The organism is Serratia sp. YWN4, from assembly GCF_055790845.1.
Genome location: NZ_CM147696.1, coordinates 4379720 through 4397552 on the forward strand (window position 1 = coordinate 4379720; position 17833 = coordinate 4397552).

16 protein-coding genes are annotated in these 17833 nt (G+C 55.2%); 4 read left to right on the forward strand and 12 right to left on the reverse strand.

The features are described from left to right. The first annotated feature begins 103 nt into the window (after positions 1-103). Entirely contained in the window at positions 104-1564 is a 1461-nt protein-coding gene (gene pepD, locus ACX9GT_RS20330; protein WP_473188440.1) for a beta-Ala-His dipeptidase, read from the forward strand. A 61-nt stretch (positions 1565-1625) separates the two neighbouring features. Here the strand turns inward: pepD and dinB are convergent, their stop codons facing one another. The 9 genes from dinB to ACX9GT_RS20375 all read right to left on the reverse strand — a co-directional run bounded on the left by dinB (position 1626) and on the right by ACX9GT_RS20375 (position 9908). Further along, positions 1626-2684 carry a DNA polymerase IV gene (dinB, locus tag ACX9GT_RS20335; RefSeq protein WP_473188441.1) on the reverse strand — a complete coding sequence of 353 codons (1059 nt, stop codon included), beginning with the start codon at positions 2682-2684 and terminating at the stop codon, positions 1626-1628. Positions 2685-2801: 117 nt separating this feature from the next. Next, a complete protein-coding gene (nqrM, locus tag ACX9GT_RS20340) occupies positions 2802-3029 on the reverse strand; it encodes a (Na+)-NQR maturation NqrM (protein WP_473188442.1) in 228 nt (75 codons plus the stop codon). Between the two features lie 7 nt (positions 3030-3036). Next, the gene (locus ACX9GT_RS20345; RefSeq protein WP_473188443.1) at positions 3037-4053 is read right to left on the reverse strand and encodes an FAD:protein FMN transferase; all 1017 of its coding nucleotides are present in this window, start codon (positions 4051-4053) and stop codon (positions 3037-3039) included. A gap of 12 nt (positions 4054-4065) precedes the next feature. Continuing rightward, entirely contained in the window at positions 4066-5289 is a 1224-nt protein-coding gene (gene nqrF / locus ACX9GT_RS20350) for an NADH:ubiquinone reductase (Na(+)-transporting) subunit F (RefSeq protein WP_473188444.1), read from the reverse strand. A gap of 15 nt (positions 5290-5304) precedes the next feature. After that, positions 5305-5901, reverse strand: coding sequence for an NADH:ubiquinone reductase (Na(+)-transporting) subunit E (nqrE, locus tag ACX9GT_RS20355; protein WP_037403832.1), 597 nt, complete (start codon positions 5899-5901; stop codon positions 5305-5307). A 6-nt stretch (positions 5902-5907) separates the two neighbouring features. Then, on the reverse strand, positions 5908-6537 hold the full coding sequence (locus ACX9GT_RS20360; protein ID WP_473188445.1) for an NADH:ubiquinone reductase (Na(+)-transporting) subunit D: 630 nt from the start codon (positions 6535-6537) through the stop codon (positions 5908-5910). Beyond that, positions 6530-7324 (reverse strand): Na(+)-translocating NADH-quinone reductase subunit C, encoded by a 795-nt coding sequence (locus ACX9GT_RS20365; RefSeq protein WP_473188446.1) that lies wholly within the window; start codon positions 7322-7324, stop codon positions 6530-6532. Before ACX9GT_RS20365 ends, ACX9GT_RS20360 begins: the two co-directional genes overlap by 8 nt. Beyond that, complete coding sequence (locus tag ACX9GT_RS20370) at positions 7314-8555, reverse strand: NADH:ubiquinone reductase (Na(+)-transporting) subunit B (RefSeq protein ID WP_473188447.1); 1242 nt, start codon at positions 8553-8555, stop codon at positions 7314-7316. Before ACX9GT_RS20370 ends, ACX9GT_RS20365 begins: the two co-directional genes overlap by 11 nt. Before the next feature lie 3 nt (positions 8556-8558). After that, positions 8559-9908, reverse strand: coding sequence for a Na(+)-translocating NADH-quinone reductase subunit A (locus tag ACX9GT_RS20375; protein WP_473188448.1), 1350 nt, complete (start codon positions 9906-9908; stop codon positions 8559-8561). Between the two features lie 546 nt (positions 9909-10454). On the opposite strand from ACX9GT_RS20375, the gene dpaA reads away from it, so the two are divergent. After that, complete coding sequence (gene dpaA, locus ACX9GT_RS20380; protein ID WP_473188449.1) at positions 10455-11213, forward strand: peptidoglycan meso-diaminopimelic acid protein amidase; 759 nt, start codon at positions 10455-10457, stop codon at positions 11211-11213. Here dpaA and ACX9GT_RS20385 read toward each other — a convergent pair. Together ACX9GT_RS20385 and lpcA are read right to left on the reverse strand one after the other, a co-directional pair. Next, positions 11157-11951, reverse strand: a complete 795-nt coding sequence (locus ACX9GT_RS20385) for a class II glutamine amidotransferase (protein ID WP_473188450.1) — start codon at positions 11949-11951, stop codon at positions 11157-11159. The two genes, dpaA and ACX9GT_RS20385, sit on opposite strands and share 57 nt — an antisense overlap. A 90-nt stretch (positions 11952-12041) precedes the next feature. Then, on the reverse strand, positions 12042-12623 hold the full coding sequence (gene lpcA / locus ACX9GT_RS20390; RefSeq protein ID WP_473188451.1) for a D-sedoheptulose 7-phosphate isomerase: 582 nt from the start codon (positions 12621-12623) through the stop codon (positions 12042-12044). Positions 12624-12874: 251 nt separating this feature from the next. Between lpcA and fadE the strand changes: the two genes are divergently transcribed. Next, positions 12875-15331, forward strand: a complete 2457-nt coding sequence (fadE, locus tag ACX9GT_RS20395; protein WP_473188452.1) for an acyl-CoA dehydrogenase FadE — start codon at positions 12875-12877, stop codon at positions 15329-15331. Positions 15332-15389: 58 nt separating this feature from the next. Here the strand turns inward: fadE and mtnK are convergent, their stop codons facing one another. Beyond that, entirely contained in the window at positions 15390-16589 is a 1200-nt protein-coding gene (gene mtnK, locus ACX9GT_RS20400) for an S-methyl-5-thioribose kinase (RefSeq protein WP_473188453.1), read from the reverse strand. A gap of 129 nt (positions 16590-16718) precedes the next feature. On the opposite strand from mtnK, the gene mtnA reads away from it, so the two are divergent. Further along, on the forward strand, positions 16719-17747 hold the full coding sequence (gene mtnA, locus ACX9GT_RS20405) for an S-methyl-5-thioribose-1-phosphate isomerase (RefSeq protein ID WP_473188454.1): 1029 nt from the start codon (positions 16719-16721) through the stop codon (positions 17745-17747). The last annotated feature ends 86 nt before the right edge of the window (positions 17748-17833 follow it).

A 17833-nucleotide genomic window follows, 5' to 3' on the forward strand; every position in this document is an offset into this window, starting at 1 on the left:
TAAAGTGATATTCTCTCAGCATCGTGCCACCAAGCACAGATATCAACTCCCCCTAACCGCGCAGCATTCCCTCTGCAAGGCATGCTGTTACAGGAGACCTCTAGTGTCTGAATTGTCTCAACTTTCGCCACAGCCGCTGTGGGATATTTTTGCCAAGATCTGCTCGATTCCCCACCCTTCTTACCATGAAGAAGCACTGGCACAGCACATCCTCAGTTGGGCAAAAGAAAAGCACCTGCACGCCGAACGCGATCAGGTAGGTAACATCCTACTGCGCAAGCCAGCCACCAAAGGCATGGAAAACCGCAAGCCGGTTGCGATGCAGGCACACCTCGATATGGTGCCGCAGAAAAATAACGACACCGTTCACGACTTCGCCAAAGATCCGATTCAGGCTTACGTTGATGGTGACTGGGTAAAAGCCCGTGGCACCACGCTGGGCGCGGATAACGGCATCGGCATGGCCTCTGCGCTGGCCGTCCTGGCTGATGACCGCGTTGAGCACGGCCCATTGGAAGTGCTGCTGACCATGACCGAAGAAGCCGGTATGGATGGCGCTTTTGGCTTGCAGCCCAACTGGTTGCAGGCCGATATCCTGATCAACACCGACTCCGAAACGGAAGGCGAAATCTACATGGGTTGCGCTGGCGGTATTGATTTCATTACCACGCTGCCGCTGCAACGTGAAGCGCTGCCAGCCGGTTATCAAACCCTGAAGCTGACCATCAAGGGCTTGAAGGGTGGCCACTCAGGCGCGGAAATCCATCAGGGCTTAGGCAACGCCAACAAACTGCTGGCGCGTTTCCTGTTTGCCCATGCGCAAGAACTGGATCTGCGCTTGCTGGATCTGAACGGCGGTACGTTGCGTAACGCGATCCCGCGCGAGGCTTCTGCGGTGGTTGCCGTACCGGCAGCCAAGGCCGATGCGCTGAAAGCGCTGAGCCAACATTATCTGACTATCCTGAAAAACGAACTGGTCGCGAAAGAGAAAAATATTACCGTGCTGCTGGATCCCGTCACCAGCACATCACAGGCAATGACCGCAAGCTGCCAGGCGCGTTTTATCGCCCTGCTGAACGGCACGCCTAACGGTGTGATCCGCATGAGCGACGAAGTGAAAGGCGTGGTGGAAACCTCACTGAACGTCGGCGTAGTCACTACCAGCGCAAAAGAAGCAGAGATCGTCTGCCTGATCCGCTCTCTGATCGACAGCGGTAAAGATTACGTGGTGGGGATGCTGAGCGCGCTGGGGCAACTGGCCAACGCACAGACCGAAGCCAAGGGGGCTTATCCCGGCTGGCAACCCGATGCCAACTCACCGGTGATGCAACTGGTGCGTGAAACCTACCAGAAACTGTTTAACAGCACGCCAAACATTATGGTGATCCACGCCGGGTTGGAATGTGGCTTGTTCAAAAAGCCTTACCCGCATATGGATATGGTGTCGATTGGGCCAACCATCACCGGGCCACACTCGCCGGATGAGCAAGTGCATATCGCCAGCGTCGGGCAATACTGGACGCTGTTGACCGAACTGCTGAAAGCAATTCCTGAGCGCGAATAAGAGTTATGCTGCAAGGGTGCAATATTGTGCCCTTGCAGGTTAATACATCAACCACCCGTTCTTACCACGTCAGCACCAGTTGCCGCTCAAGCTGCGGATCCAGCAACGTGACATGCAACCCGACCAAGCGCACACCGCGCCCTTCCCGCCGCTCCTGCCACACTTGGCGCGCAACGTTGATCAAATCCTCTTTATTCAGCACCGGCCAGATATGCTCCTGCGTGGTCTGCTGAAAGTCCTGAAACTTCAGTTTCACCCCTTGCCGGGCGATGTGCAGATCCGGTTTAACCTTACGCAAGCGCATCTCCAACTCGGGATACAGTTTGTCGACAATCAGCGTCTCACAATCTTGCCAATGGTGAATATCTTCTGCCAGCGTGCGCTCAACGCCGACCGACTTACGGAGGCGATCGGGGGAAACCTCTCGCTCATCAATACCCTGGCTGCGCTCCCACAGTACCCGGCCAAACTTGCCGAAGCTTTTTAGCAATGCCGCCAGATCGTATTGCTGCACATCGGCACAGGTGCGCAACCCCAGTTCCTCCAGCCGCTTGGCGGTCACTTTGCCCACGCCAGGGATCTTACCGAGCGGCAACTGCTGCAAAAAACCCGGCACCTGCGCGGGCGTAATCACGTATTGGCCGTTGGGTTTATTCAATTCCGAGGCGATCTTGGCGAGAAATTTGATCGGCGCGATCCCGGCCGAGGCGGTGAGATGCAATTCATCTGAGATCGCCTGGCGGATCTCTTGGGCGATCAACGTTGCTGAGCCGCTGCACTGTACGCTGTCGCTCACATCCAGATAGGCTTCGTCCAGCGACAGCGGTTCAATCAAGGAGGTGTAGCGGGCAAAAATAGCGCGGATCTGCTGCGAGGCTTCTTTATAGGCCGCCATCCGCCCCGGTAGCAGCTTCAGGTGCGGGCAAAGTTTGAGCGCCATGGCGGTAGACATGGCGCTGTGTACCCCGTAACGGCGTGCAGGGTAGTTGGCGGTGCTGATCACCCCACGCCGATCGGCGCTGGCACCAATCGCTAATGGAATATCGCGCAGGCTGGGATCGTCGCGCATTTCCACCGCCGCGAAGAAGCAATCCATATCGACATGAATGATTTTACGCATCTCACCCTCCCAGAATACTGTTTAAATATACAGTAAAATATAGGGAACTCAAACGCGAAAATGATCAGATGGGATAAGAAAAGGGCTCTGCGTACAGAACCCCTTGATATTCAGCGGTTATAAAATGCGATGCTTTTCCAGTTGCTCACGCCGCCGCGCTTCTTTCGCCAAACGCTTTTTGCGTGCATCGCAGGGTTCTGGGCAATCGCAGACTTTCTCCATTCCCAACGCGGTAATCCCCCCACAACTGCCTTGCAGGGTTTTGCGTCGGAACAGATAGCCGAGCGACATGCCAGCAACCACCAGCAGAAACAGCACAAAGGATGCAACGAATACCGTCAGCATAACCGCCTCACTCGCTTTTCTTCAGATAGGGTTTGAACGCCGCAGAATAACGCTCTTCAAAACCGTTGGCGGTTTTCACGATCATGAAGACCGGAATCCCCATCAGGTTTGCCAGCGCCATACCCCGATCCGGCCCCAGCACATTCAGGCCGGTGGAAAGGCCGTCAGCGGTCATACACTGCGGGCTGATCACGGTAACCGATACCAGATGATGGTTGATCGGCTTACCGGTGGCAGGGTCGATAGTATGAGAATAGCGCACCCCATCCTGTTCGAAGTAGTTACGGTAATCCCCAGAGGTGGCGATAGACATTTCACCCGGTTCAATCACCAGATGTGCCTGTTGCTCCACACCGGCGATTGGGCGTTCAATGGCAATACGCCACGGTTGTTTCTCGCCGTTATGGCCGCGGGTACGCACTTCACCACCGATATCAACCATGTAGTTTTTGACCTGCTGTGATTGCAGGTATTGCGCGATCACATCCACACCATAACCTTTGGCGATGGAAGAGAGATCGACATACAACTCCGGAATGCTCTTCACCAGCGCGTTACCTTCGACCGACAGCTTGTCGATCCCAGTCCAGCTACGGCGCAGCTCCAGTTCGGCGGCGCTCGGCACTTTATTCGGGCGCCCTTCTGGGCCAAAACCCCACAGATTCACCAGCGGCCCAACGGTGACATCAAGCGCACCGTCGGTCACCCGGTTGATACGCAACGCTTCCAGCACCACTTCCGTGGTTGCAGCGGAAACCGGGAACGGTTGGTTCACTTCGCGGCTGGCATTAAAACGGCTCAGTTCAGAATCGGGCCGATAGGTCGACATCTGATCGTTAACCTGTTCCAGCCGTTTATCGATCTCGGCGCGCAACGTCTCCACTGCGGGCGTCTCTTCCCCTGGCACAAAACGGATCGAGTAATAGGTTCCCATCGTCTTGCCGTCGAGATTTTCCTGCTTCGGCTCACACCCTGCCAAGAGCAAAGTGGCGCCAAGCGCCACTATTGTCATGCAAAACTTCATTCAACCGCCTGTTTAACCACCAAAATCATCGAGCATAATATTGTCGTCTTCAACACCCAGATCTTTCAGCATCTTGATCACTGCCGCGTTCATCATTGGCGGGCCACACATGTAAAACTCACAATCTTCCGGTGCCGGATGGTTCTTCAGGTAATTTTCCAGCAGGACATTGTGAATAAAGCCGGTATAGCCAGCCCAGTTATCTTCCGGCTGCGGATCGGAAAGCGCCACGTGCCAGGTAAAGTTTTCGTTCTCTTCCTGCAGATGATTGAAGTCATCCTCATAGAACATTTCACGCAGAGAACGGGCACCGTACCAGAAAGTGATTTTGCGCTTGGATTGCAGGCGTTTCAGCTGATCGAAAATGTGTGAACGCATCGGTGCCATACCGGCCCCACCGCCGATAAACACCATTTCTGCCTGGGTATCTTTGGCAAAGAACTCGCCGAACGGCCCGGAGATCGTCACCTTGTCGCCCGCTTTCAGCGACCAGATATAGGAAGACATAATGCCCGGCGGTGCCTCAGGGTTATTCGGTGGCGGCGTAGCGATACGCACGTTGAGCATAATAATGCCCTTTTCATCCGGGTAGTTGGCCATTGAGTAGGCTCGAACCGTGGGTTCCTTCACCACCGAACGGAAGCGGAACAGGTTGAACTTGTCCCAATCACCCCGGTATTCCTGTGGTACTTCAAAATCGGCATAGCTGACTTCGTGCGCCGGAGCCTCGATCTGGATAAAGCCCCCGGCACGGAATGGCACATCTTCGCCATCCGGGATCTTCAGCATCAGCTCTTTGATAAAGGTGGCTTTGTTATCGTTGGAGATAACTTCGCAATCCCATTTCTTCACGCCGAAGATCTCTTCCGGCAGTTCGATCTTGAGGTTCTGCTTCACATTCACCTGGCACGCCAGGCGGCAACCCTCTTTGGCTTCACGCTTGCTGATGTGAGAAAGCTCGGTGGGCAGAATATCGCCGCCGCCCTCTTTGATCACCACCCGGCACTGGCCGCAGGAACCGCCGCCGCCACAGGCCGAGGAAACAAAGATCCCTTGGCTGGAGAGCATGTTGAGCAGTTTATCCCCCGCCGGAGCGGTAAAACTTTTATCTTGATCGCCATTAACCTCAACGGCGATATCACCGGTATTCACCAGCTTGGATTTGGCAAACAGAATCAGCAGTGCCAACACCATAACGATGCAGGTGAACATGGCGACGCCTAAAATAATTTCCATAAATACTTCCCGCCTTTATAACTGAACGCCAGAGAAGGACATAAAGCCCAACGCCATCAGCCCGGTGGCAATAAAGGTAATGCCCAGACCACGTAACCCGGCTGGCACATCGGCATACTTCAGTTTTTCGCGGATCCCCGCCAAAGCCACGATGGCCAACATCCAGCCGATACCGGAGCCAAAGCCATACACCACGGATTCCATAAAGTTGTAATCGCGCTGCACCATGAAGGACACGCCACCAAAGATGGCGCAGTTCACGGTGATCAGCGGCAGGAAGATACCGAGGGCGTTATACAAAGCCGGGAAGAAACGATCGAGGATCATCTCCAGAATCTGTACCAGTGCGGCGATCACACCGATAAAGGTGATGAAGTTAAGGAAGCTCAGATCGACACCTTCCACCAGCGCACCGTCGCGCAGCAGCAGGTTATACACCAGGTTGTTCACCGGCACGGAAATGCCGAGCACCAGAGTGACCGCAATCCCCAGGCCAAAGGCGGTAGAAACCTTTTTCGACACCGCCAGGAAGGTACACATGCCGAGGAAAAACGCCAACGCCATGTTTTCAACAAACACTGCGCGCACAAACAGGCTGATATAATGTTCCATCGGCGGTTACTCCTTTTCTATCTGCGCTGGCTTCAGGGTGCGTAAACCCCAGATCAGCAGGCCGATGATAAAGAACGCGCTTGGCGCCAGCAGGAACAGGCCATTAGGCTGATACCAGCCGCCGTTCTGCACCGTCACCAGTACCGGGATATCGAACAACATGCCCGAACCGATCAACTCGCGCAGGAACCCCACCAGGATCAGGATCACGCCGTACCCCAAACCGTTGCCAATCCCGTCCATAAAGCTTTCGATCGGCGGCGACTTCATGGCGTAAGCTTCCGCGCGCCCCATCACGATACAGTTGGTGATAATCAGGCCAACGAATACCGACAGCTGTTTCGAAATCTCAAACGCATACGCACGCAGCAATTGGTCTACCACGATCACCAGCGAAGCAATGATGGTCATCTGTACGATAATGCGCACGCTGTTGGGAATATGATGACGAATCAGCGAAATAAAGAAGCTGGAAAACGCGGTCACCAGCGTCACCGCAATGGTCATCACCAACGCCGTTTCCAGCTTGGTGGTCACCGCCAGCGCCGAACACACCCCGAGGATCTGCAAGGCAATCGGGTTATTGTCAAACAGCGGCCCCAGTAGAACCCGCTTAATCTCTTTGGAATCAGCCATTCTTCAGCGCTCCTTCACGGACTCTTTGCAGGAATGGGCCAAAGCCGTGCTCGCCCAACCAGAAATTAAAGGTATTCTGCACACCGTTGGAGGTGAGCGTCGCACCGGATAAACCATCCACCGAGTGAATATCCCCTGAGCGCGCACCGCCTTTCACAATGCGGATCGCCGGGTTGCCGTTTTCATCAAACAGCTGCCTGCCCACCCACTGCGCACGCCAGTTAGGGTTTTGGATTTCACCACCCAGCCCTGGGGTTTCACCGTGCTGGTAGAAACTGAGGCCGCGCACGGTATTACCGTCGGCATCAATTGCCACAAAGGCGTACATCATCGACCACAGCCCGGCACCGTATACCGGCAGTATGATTTTGCTTACCGCACCTGCGTCATCACGCACCAGATAGATTTCTGCCTGGTTGCTGCGGCGGCGGATCCCGGCCAGATCTTTACTGGCCGGTAAGGCGATGCTGTTGGCATTGCTGCGCAACGCGGCGGCCAGATCAAAATCGCTATGATTACCCGGCACAAACTCACCGCTGTTCAGATCCAGCAGGCGTGTTTCAATACGTTTGCTAAACAGCGCTCTGACCTGCTCACCGGGCATGCCACGTACCAGCAACCCTGCGACGTCAAGAATGTTGCGTTGTTTGTCCAATAACCGTTGTTCCTGCTGTCTGGGTTTCAAACCCACGGCGGAACCCGCCACCACCACAGAACACACCAAGCACAACAGCAGGACGACCATCAGCGTTTTGCCGATGCTGTCATTTTTAGATTCATTCGCCACGGGCTTTTCTCCGCTTGATGTTGGCCTGCACCACCAGATAATCGAACAGCGGTGCGAACAGGTTGGCGAACAGGATCGCCAGCATCATGCCTTCCGGATAGGCCGGATTGACCACTCGGATCAGCACGCACATCGTGCCGATCAACATGCCGTACCACCATTTCCCCTTGTTGGTAAACGAGGCAGAAACCGGGTCGGTAGCCATAAAGATCATGCCGAAGGCAAAACCCCCGAGCACCAGATGCCAGTACCATGGCATGGCAAACAGCGGGTTGGTGGCAGAACCAATGGCGTTGAACAGATAAGCGGTGGCGATCATGCCGATCATCACCCCGGCCACAATGCGCCAGGAAGCCACGCGGCCAAACAGGATGATCGCACCGCCAATCAGGATCATCAGCGTGGACACTTCCCCGATCGAGCCTGGGATATTGCCCATGAATGCATCCATCCAGGTGATCGGCTGCCCGGTCACGGCGTTGCTCAGGCTGTGAACCCCACCCGTACCCCATTGCGCCAACGGCGTGGCACCAGAGAAACCGTCTGCGGAAGTCCACACCAGATCGCCGGAAATCTGCGCAGGATAAGCGAAGAACAGGAAAGCACGCCCTGCCAACGCCGGGTTAAGGAAGTTGCGCCCGGTGCCACCAAAGATCTCTTTGGCGATCACCACGCCAAAAGTGATGCCCAGCGCCGCCTGCCATAGAGGCAACGTCGGTGGCACGATCAGCGCAAACAGAATGGAGGTCACGAAGAAGCCTTCGTTGATCTCGTGTTTGCGGATCATGGCAAACAGCACTTCCCAGAAACCGCCCACCAGGAAGACCACGGCGTAGATCGGCACAAAGTAGGTCGCGCCGAGCACCATTTTGCTGATCCAGCCCGCATCGGAACTTAACGATGCCCCCAGCCACTGCGCCAGGCTGTAATGCCAATCGCCTGCTAGCACCTGTTGCAGTTGTTCACCGCTGTACAGGTGATGCAATGCCGGAATCGCCTGCTGGCCGACGTTGTACATCCCCCAGAACATCGCCGGGAAAACCGCCAGCCACACCAGGATCATCATACGTTTCAGATCGATAGCATCACGCACGTGCGAAGCGCCATGCGTCACCGTGCCTGGGGTGTAGAACACCGTGGCGGTCGCTTCATACAGCGGATACCACTTTTCCAGCTTGCCGCCCGGCGTGAAGTGATGCTCAATCTTGTCAAAAAAATTCTTCAGGCCCATGGGTTATCCTTCCTGCTCAATCTTGGTCAGCACGTCACGCAGCACCGGGCCGTATTCATATTTGCCGGGGCACACGAAGGTGCATAACGCCAGATCTTCTTCATCCAGCTCCAGGCAGCCCAGCGCCTGAGCGCTGTCGGTATCGCCAGACAACAGATCGCGCAATAAATGGGTCGGCAGAATATCCAGCGGCATCACGCGCTCATAATTGCCGATCGGCACCATTGAACGCTCACCGCCGTTGGTGGTGGTCGAAAAAGCGAACAGCTTATTCTTCAGGAAATGACCCAGCGTGGTACGGGTGATAGAGAATTTATCAGGCGCGGGAGCGATCCAACCGAACAGCTCTTTCTCACGCCCTTCCAGCAGTACAGAAACCTGATTATGGAAGCGGCCAAGCCAGGCGTTCGGGCCGCTGGCATGGGTGCCACTCAGCACCGAACCGGAAATCACACGGTTTTCCCCGGCCTTCAGACGACCAGCGGTCAGCTCATCCAGGCTGGCACCCAAACGGGTACGCAGCAGAATGGGCTGTTCCACCTGTGGCCCGGCCAGCGCCACAACGCGGCGGGTATCGAGCCTGCCAGTGGTAAACAAGGTACCGATGGCGATAACATCCTGATAGCCGATATGCCAGACGGTCTTCTTAAGGCTGACCGGCTCCAGGAAATGAATATGCGTCCCCACCAAACCGGCAGGGTGTGGGCCAGCGAACTCGCTGTAGCTAATCTGTGCCCCACTCTGTTCCGCCAGCCGGGCACCTGCCGCCTGACAGACATGCACTTTGCCATCGGTCAGGCGCGTCAACACCGTCAGCCCGGCGTTAAACGCCGCCAGCTGTTCGGCAATGATCACCTGCGGATCGGCCGCTAACGGCTGGGTATCCATGGCGCTAACGAAAATCGCGCGAGGTACAGAGCCAATACGCGGTGCCTTGCTGAACGGGCGGGTGCGCAGTGCGCTCCACAAACCGCTGGCCAGCAAATCACTTTCGACCTGCTCACGCTCCAACTGCGGCAGATCGGCCTGCTGGTAATAAGCGAACTCCACCTGCTCATCACCGCCGTTTTCGATCTCAATCACTACCGATTGCAGCACGCGACGTTCACCGCGCTGGATAGCAGCAATACGCCCGCTGGCGGGTGCCGTGAAGAAAACGCCAGGATTCTTTTTGTCTTCGAACAGCGCCTGGCCTTTTTTAACGCGATCGCCTTCCTCCACCAGCATGGAGGGGCGCATACCGACATAATCTTGGCCAAGCAGTGCCACACGCGTGATAACGGGGCCGTCCTGAATCACCTGAGACGGTATCCCGGATATCGGCAGATCTAACCCTTTTCTGATTCTGATCATAGGATGTACACGATGTTTAAAATGTCCACACGTCTTACCAGCCCAAGAGGCAAGCACAGACGATGCCAGGATGACGAGGTTGCCATAACAACCTCAGGATGAGCACGACAAGATCATACCCAACATGAAACTCTCACTGAACCGTTTTTTCTATCACAATATTCCGGCCACAGAGCGTGTTAAAACCTTGTTATCAATACCAAGACGCGGTTGATTCTATTTCACTCAAAATAACCCCGTCGATAACCAATAAGGATAGTAAAACAGAGGTGGGATACTAACATTTTTGGTAATATTTTTCCGTGCTATCTAGTGACCTGAGTCAAGCAAATACAATTAAATAGCGGCAATTTTTCATCACTCATCGTTAAAATCTGCCAGTCAATTCACTTTTATCGATGCTTGTAGTTTTTTTATACACTTCGTGTATTGCTAAAAAAAAACACACTGGTAATCTGGCGTGGCATTTAGTGCAATCACATAAGTCAGTGGCATGTTGGCGGCGTTCTCTCTCTAAGCCAGCAGTAAATATAATCAGGAATAATAATGAGCAAAGTCGCGCTGTTGTTTGCGATGCTATTTTGTATACCGATGATCACAGCCTGTAGCGCCAGCGAGCAGGCCCCCGAATCACCGCTAGTTAAACAGCAATTATTGGGTTCACCCGTCTATATCCAGATATTCAAAGAAGAACGCAAGCTGGAATTGTACGCCAAAATGGGTAATGAATTCCGCTTGGTGAACTCTTTCCCTATTTGCAATTTCTCAGGGGGTTTGGGCCCGAAACGCCGTGAAGGCGACTTTAAAAGCCCGGAAGGTTTTTATAGCGTCGACGTACGCAATCTGAAACCCAACAGCAAATATTACCGGGCAATCAATATCGGCTTCCCGAATGATTATGATAAAGCACAGGGCTATTCCGGTGCCTATCTGATGATCCACGGCGAATGCAAATCCATTGGTTGCTATGCGATGACCAACACCTATATGGACGAGATTTATCGCTATGTGGAGGCGGCATTTACCTATGGTCAAGCCCAGGTGAATATCAGCATTTATCCGTTCCGCATGACCGAACAGAATCTGCAACGCCACCGCTCATCTAACTACATCAACTTCTGGCGCCAGTTGAAACCGGGTTATGACTACTTTGTCAAAAACCGCCAGCCGCCGATGGTTAACGTGACCAATGGTCAATACGTGCTGGCTCACCCGGTTAACAGCAGCGGCCAGCCGACGCAATATGCTTCAACGGTTGATGCTAACCCGCTCACCCAGGCCAAGCCGTTCACCGTAGTAAAATAAAGCAAATTCACCTGGCGCAATTTTGTGCCAGGTTTCATTGCCCGTCAGCGGCTGGGTCGCAATCACCGTTACCACGTCATTGGGCGTAGTCTGCCGCTGAAAATCAATCTCCACATCCTGATCGAGCAACGTGGCTTTGCCAAACGGTGCGCGTCGGGTGATCCAGTAAAGATTGGTTGAGCAATAGGCCATCACAAAGCGCCCGTCCGACAGCAGCATATTGAATACGCCCTTCTGCCGCAGTTGATCGGCAAGCTGGGCAATATAGCGGAACACCGCGGGCCAATTGCTGGGCGTCCGTGGATATTTCAACGCCAACTGATTCAGTAACCAACAGAAGGCATATTCACTGTCGGTCTGCCCCACCGGGCGGAAGTTGCCGGTAGGCAGTTGGCGATACCCTTTAAGCTGGCCGTTGTGAGCGTAGGTCCAGTTACGGCCCCACAGTTCACGCGTGAACGGGTGGGTATTTTCCAGCGCCACTTCACCACGGTTAGCCTGGCGAATATGAGAAACCACCGCGCAGGATTTGATCGGGTATTCCTGTACCAAGCGGGCGATCGGTGAATTGAAACTCGGCTGTGGATCCTTGAAGGTGCGGCAACCATTACCTTCATAGAAAGTAATGCCCCAACCATCTTTATGTGGCCCGGTGCCGCCACCGCGCTGAACCAGCCCGCTAAAGCTAAAGCAAATATCGGTTGGCACATTTGCGCTCATCCCGAGCAATTCACACATCGAAAGCCACTCCTTAAGCACATTACACTATGGGCGCACTCTGCTGCGCCCTACTGCCATTCACCACCAGCCTAAACCGGTTTAGCTATATCAAGCCTTGACCATCTCTTTTTCAATCAGTTGAATCAGGATATGGATCGCTTTGATATGAATTTCCTGAATACGATCGGCGTAACCAAAGTGCGGAACGCGGATTTCAACATCCGCAGAACCGGCCATTTTACCGCCGTCTTTGCCGGTCAGAGTGATGACGTGCATCCCTTTGGCGCGAGCCGCTTCGATGGCCTTGATCACGTTGCCAGAATTACCGGAAGTAGAAATACCCAGCAGCACATCCCCCGCACGGCCAACCGCTTCCACGTAACGCGAGAAGACATAGTCATAGCCAAAATCGTTGCCGACGCAGGACAGATGGCTGACGTCAGAAATCGCGATAGCCGGGTAGCCAGGGCGGTTTTCACGATAACGCCCCGTCAGCTCTTCTGCGAAGTGCATCGCATCACAGTGGGAGCCGCCGTTACCGCAGGAAATCACTTTCCCACCCGCTTTAAAAGCATCGGCCAGTAAGACCGCCGCACGCTGGATAGCGTCAATATTGGCATCATCGCTGAGGAATTTCGCCAGAGTATCAGCCGCTTCGTTCAGTTCACTGCGAATTAAATCGTGGTACATGGAGATCGCCTCTTTTTTGCTGTGGCATCGTCAATCTTTCGCTGTGCAGTGTAACGGATCGCAGAAAAACCGAGAAGTGCTGTGAATGAAACAGCACCTGTGTTGAGCTACAGTAGAAGTTTTTGACGATGGGTATCGCCAGTTTGTGACTTAAGTTGTAATTAAAGTGTAAATGCATTGATAAAAGCCTGGGCATGGACTACAACCAATATATACAACAGGTCAGACCTCTTACTACTTCGGAGCTTCTTATGATGGTTCTTAGCATCGTTGTCCTACTCGCACTCATTGGTGTGGTGTTTTATCACCGAGTGAATCTGACGTTCAGCAGTCTCCTTCTGCTGGCCTACACGGTGGCCATGGGCGCTATCGGCCTGTGGAGCTATTGGATGCTGCTGCCACTGGCGATCGTTCTGCTACCGCTGAATATCACCTCGCTGCGCCGCTCGCTGTTTTCCGCACCGGCTCTGAACGCCTTCCGCAAGGTGATGCCACCGATGTCCACCACGGAAAAAGAAGCCATCGAAGCCGGGACCACCTGGTGGGAAGGCGATCTGTTCCGTGGCCAGCCAGACTGGAACAAACTGCACAACTATCCGCAACCCAAATTGACGGAAGAAGAGCAGGCGTTTATCGATGGCCCGGTTGAAGAAGCCTGCCGCATGGCGAATGACTTCCAGATCACCCACGAACTGGCCGACCTGCCGCCAGAACTGTGGGCCTATCTGAAAGAACACCGTTTCTTCGCCATGATCATCAAGAAAGAGTACGGCGGCCTGGAGTTTTCACCTTATGCACAAGCTCGCGTACTGCAAAAACTGGCCGGTGTCTCCGGTATTCTGGCGATTACCGTTGGCGTGCCTAACTCCCTCGGCCCAGGCGAACTGCTGCAACACTACGGCACCGAAGAGCAGAAAGATCATTATCTGCCAGGCCTGGCGCGCGGCGACGAAATCCCTTGCTTTGCGCTGACCAGCCCGGAAGCGGGTTCCGATGCCGGAGCTATTCCGGATACCGGTACCGTCTGCATGGGCGAATGGCAGGGCCAACAGGTTTTGGGCATGCGCCTGACCTGGAACAAGCGCTACATTACTCTGGCGCCCATCGCCACCGTATTGGGCCTGGCATTCAAGCTGCATGACCCGGATCACCTGTTGAGCGATAACGCCTCACCAGGCATTACCTGTGCGCTGATCCCAACCAACACCCCAGGGGTAGAAATCGGCAACCGCCATTTCCCGCTGAACGTGCCGTTCCAGAATGGCCCAACCTGCGGCAACGACGTATTCGTGCCGATCGACTACATCATCGGCGGGCCAAAAATGGCCGGTCAGGGCTGGCGTATGCTGGTTGAATGTCTGTCAGTCGGGCGCGGTATTACCTTGCCTTCCAACTCGACCGGTAGCCTGAAATCCATTGCGCTGGCAACCGGGGCTTATGCCCATATCCGCCGTCAGTTCAAGATCTCTATCGGCAAGATGGAAGGGATCGAAGAACCGCTGGCGCGCATTGCCGGTAACACCTACGTGATGGATGCCGCCGCTTCGCTGATCACCTATGCGCTGATGCAGGGTGAAAAACCGGCGGTGCTGTCTGCCATCGTGAAATACCATTGTACCCACCGTGGCCAGCAGGCCATCATTGATGCGATGGATATCACCGGCGGTAAAGGCATCATGCTGGGCGAATCCAACTTCCTGGCGCGTGCCTATCAGGGCGCACCTATCGCCATCACGGTTGAAGGGGCCAACATCCTGACCCGCACCATGATGATCTTCGGTCAAGGGGCGATCCGCTGCCATCCTTATGTGCTGACTGAAATGGCAGCAGCGCAGGACAACGACCTACAGGCGTTCGATAAAGCCCTGTTCGGCCATCTGGGCCACGTCGGCAGCAGCAAAATGCGCAGTCTGTGGCTTGGCCTGACCAACGGCCGCACCAGCAGCAGCCCAACTAAAGACTCGACCCGCCGCTACTATCAGCAGTTAAACCGGCTGAGCGCCAACTTGGCCCTGCTGTCTGACGTTTCCATGGGCGTGCTGGGTGGTAGCCTGAAACGCCGTGAACGTATCTCCGCGCGCTTGGGGGATGTACTCAGCCAGATGTATCTGGCATCGGCAACGCTGAAACGCTTTGAAGATGAAGGCCGTCAGAAAGAAGATCTGCCGCTGGTCCATTGGGGCGTGCAGGACAGCCTGAACCAGGCGGAACAAGCGCTGGATGATTTATTGCGTAATTTCCCGAATCGTTTTATCGCCGGAGCCATGCGTTTGGTGGTGTTCCCGTTCGGCCGCGTCCACTCTGCGCCTTCGGATCGCCTTGACCATCAACTGGCTAAGATCCTCCAACAACCGTCTGCTACCCGCAGCCGTTTGGGCCGTGGTCAATACCTGACGCCGAGCGAGCATAACCCGGTTGGCCTGCTGGAAGCGGCTCTGGCCGACGTGATCGCCGCAGAGCCGATTCATGAGCGCCTCTGTAAAGCGATGGGCAAAAACCTGCCGTTTACCCGGTTGGATCGCTTGGCACAGCGTGCGTTGGAAGAAGGCAAAATCAATGCGGATGAAGCGAAGACCCTGGTGAAAGCCGAAGAAAGCCGTCTGCGTTCGATCAACGTTGATGACTTCGCTCCTGAAGCGCTGGCGGCACACAAATCGGAAAAGCCGGTGAAGAAGGAAAAACGCCAGCAGCAGACTGAAGCGGCATAACCTTCTGCCGCAGTAAATCCCTAGGGGCGATGCAAATCGCCCCTTTTTCTTTGCATATTCAACCGTTTTGCCGGATACGCGCCAGCAGTGCATCAATATATTCGATTTGCGCGGCATTAACGACCAAGGTGCGCCCCAGGCTGAGTGCACTGCGCTGGCAGTCGGCGCGCATTTCAGGGTCGTTAATGCTGTCCAGATCGGCGACGTGCGCCAACCCGATAGTGCGGCGGATCAGTTCGGTGCCCGCATATCCCACCGCATCCCGCCACACCTGTTGCAGAAACTGCTCGGCATAACCCGGCAACGCCAATGCCACATCGCGGGTGTGCTGGTGGCACAACGTCAGGAAGCGATCGGCAAAGATCAGCCACAGTTCGCGCACATCCTGCAACCGCTGCTCGCGCCCGGCGGCAGCATCACGTGGGCCAAGTAACCCCGGTAAGCCGCAATAATTCAGCAGCAAGTTGCCCAGCGCAGTCCCCATATCAAACCCGATCGGCCCATAGAAACCAAACTCGGCATCGATAGCCTTCAGTTTGCCTTCCGCAACGAAAATCGAACCGCTGTGGATATCGCCGTGCAACAACGCTTCGGCCTTGCTCAGAAAGCGATGTTTCAGCCCGGCAATCGCCAGCTTCAGGGCTGCGTCATTGCGCAGATCCTGCACCTGCGGCAGCAGCGCCTCGTCAAACTGATTGCGTTCATGATCGATATAGGGATCGGTGAAAAACAGATCTTCGGTGATCTGGCACAGTTCCGGGTTGGTAAAACGGCTGACTTCCGCCTTCTTCTTCTGTGCGTTCTGGTAAAAATCAGACGTATGGAACAGGGTTTGCGCCAGGTACTCCGCCAGTTGCCCGGCCGCCAGCGGATAGTAGCGCCCTTTCACCAGCTCACTGCGCCAGATCTGGTGGTCAGAGAGATCTTCCTGCACCATCACCGCCAATTCAGCATCGTGGTGCAATACCTTCACCGTATGACGCGGGCACAAAGCGCCATGAACCAGCAGGGTTTGCGCCTCAATGCGCGAACGATCCAGCGTCAACGGCCAGGACTCACCCACGCAGCGCACATAGGGCAGCGCCTGCTTGACGATCGCTCGGCTCACACCTTCGCGATCGCGGATCTTAAACACCAGGTTCAGATTACCGTCACCAATCTCATCGGCACTCACCAAACTTTGTGGATCGGCAACCTGCCCATATTGGCGGGCGTATTCAACAGCATCGGCAGCAGTAAACGTACGATAAAGCGACATCCCCAACCCCTTTCGCGATGATTTCTATTTTTTAGACGTAAAAGCATTTAGCCGTCTATACATCCGGAAGTCATGTTGGCAGAATAGCGTTACAGATGCAATAAGCACATAACAAGGATTTAACTGCCGATGCAAACGCTTAACACCACCAGTTTGAACCTGAAGGAAAATCGACTTTGGATCCTCGATCAGCAGGCGCTGCCGCAGGAAAAACGCTGGCTGCCCTGCGACAGCGTGGATGAATTGGTGGAGCATATCCGCACGCTGCGGGTACGTGGTGCGCCGCTGATTGGCCTTTCGGCCAGCTTATTGTTGGCCCTGCTGGCGGAACGCGGTTTATCCCCCACCGAACTGGAACAGGCGTTGCTCACTCTGCGCGCCTCGCGCCCCACGGCAGTGAATCTGATGAACAACCTGGATCGCATGAAGCAGGCGTTGGCACAGCCCGATTGGGTCACGGCGATGGCCGCAGAAGCGCTGCGCTTGGTAGCAGAAGATCGGGCGCTGTGCGATCGCATCGCCGATCACGGCGCAGAGCGAGTGCAACCGGGCAGCCGCCTGCTGACCCACTGTAATACCGGCGGGTTAGCCACCGCCGGGATCGGCACCGCCATCGGTGTGTTACTGCGTGCCCACCAGCAAGGCAAGATCGCGCAGGTTTGGGTGGATGAAACCCGCCCGCTGTTGCAGGGCGGCCGCCTCACCGCCTGGGAATTGGGCGAGCTTGGCATCCCTTACCAACTGATTTGCGATTCGATGGCTGCCAGCCTGATGGCCGCAGGCCAAGTCGATGCCGTCTGGGTCGGGGCCGATCGCATCGCCGCCAACGGCGACGTGGCCAATAAAATCGGCACTTACAGCCTGGCAGTGCTGGCACATTACCACCGCATTCCGTTTTACGTTGCCGCGCCGCACACCACTCACGATCCCCATTGCCCAAACGGTGCGGCGTTCCCCATCGAACAGCGCGCCGCAGCAGAAGTGACCGGCGCAGCGGGCAGCTTTGGCTCCTGCCAGTGGGCACCGACTGATGCCCCGGTGTATAACCCGGCGTTCGACGTCACGCCTGCGGCGTTAATCAGCGGCTGGGTGTTGGACAGCGGCGTGATCGCTCCGCAGCAGGTGGCTGACGGGATTTTCCAGCGGGCGTTAGGTTAAATGCCTGCGTAGCTGGATTATTTCTTATCTCAATATGCCACTAGAGAACACCTTCTCCTGCCTGTTCGCCAAGCAGGAGAAGACGA

Excerpts from the sequence above, each read along its gene's own strand:
- dinB (WP_473188441.1), bottom strand. The coding sequence starts at position 2,684 with ATGCGTAAAATCATTCATGTCGATATGGATTGCTTCTTCGCGGCGGTG.
- nqrM (WP_473188442.1), bottom strand. The coding sequence starts at position 3,029 with ATGCTGACGGTATTCGTTGCATCCTTTGTGCTGTTTCTGCTGGTGGTT.
- ACX9GT_RS20345 (WP_473188443.1), bottom strand. The coding sequence starts at position 4,053 with ATGAAGTTTTGCATGACAATAGTGGCGCTTGGCGCCACTTTGCTCTTG.
- nqrF (WP_473188444.1), bottom strand. The coding sequence starts at position 5,289 with ATGGAAATTATTTTAGGCGTCGCCATGTTCACCTGCATCGTTATGGTG.
- nqrE (WP_037403832.1), bottom strand. The coding sequence starts at position 5,901 with ATGGAACATTATATCAGCCTGTTTGTGCGCGCAGTGTTTGTTGAAAAC.
- ACX9GT_RS20360 (WP_473188445.1), bottom strand. The coding sequence starts at position 6,537 with ATGGCTGATTCCAAAGAGATTAAGCGGGTTCTACTGGGGCCGCTGTTT.
- ACX9GT_RS20370 (WP_473188447.1), bottom strand. The coding sequence starts at position 8,555 with ATGGGCCTGAAGAATTTTTTTGACAAGATTGAGCATCACTTCACGCCG.
- ACX9GT_RS20375 (WP_473188448.1), bottom strand. The coding sequence starts at position 9,908 with ATGATCAGAATCAGAAAAGGGTTAGATCTGCCGATATCCGGGATACCG.
- dpaA (WP_473188449.1), top strand. The coding sequence starts at position 10,455 with ATGAGCAAAGTCGCGCTGTTGTTTGCGATGCTATTTTGTATACCGATG.
- ACX9GT_RS20385 (WP_473188450.1), bottom strand. The coding sequence starts at position 11,951 with ATGTGTGAATTGCTCGGGATGAGCGCAAATGTGCCAACCGATATTTGC.
- lpcA (WP_473188451.1), bottom strand. The coding sequence starts at position 12,623 with ATGTACCACGATTTAATTCGCAGTGAACTGAACGAAGCGGCTGATACT.
- fadE (WP_473188452.1), top strand. The coding sequence starts at position 12,875 with ATGATGGTTCTTAGCATCGTTGTCCTACTCGCACTCATTGGTGTGGTG.
- mtnK (WP_473188453.1), bottom strand. The coding sequence starts at position 16,589 with ATGTCGCTTTATCGTACGTTTACTGCTGCCGATGCTGTTGAATACGCC.
- mtnA (WP_473188454.1), top strand. The coding sequence starts at position 16,719 with ATGCAAACGCTTAACACCACCAGTTTGAACCTGAAGGAAAATCGACTT.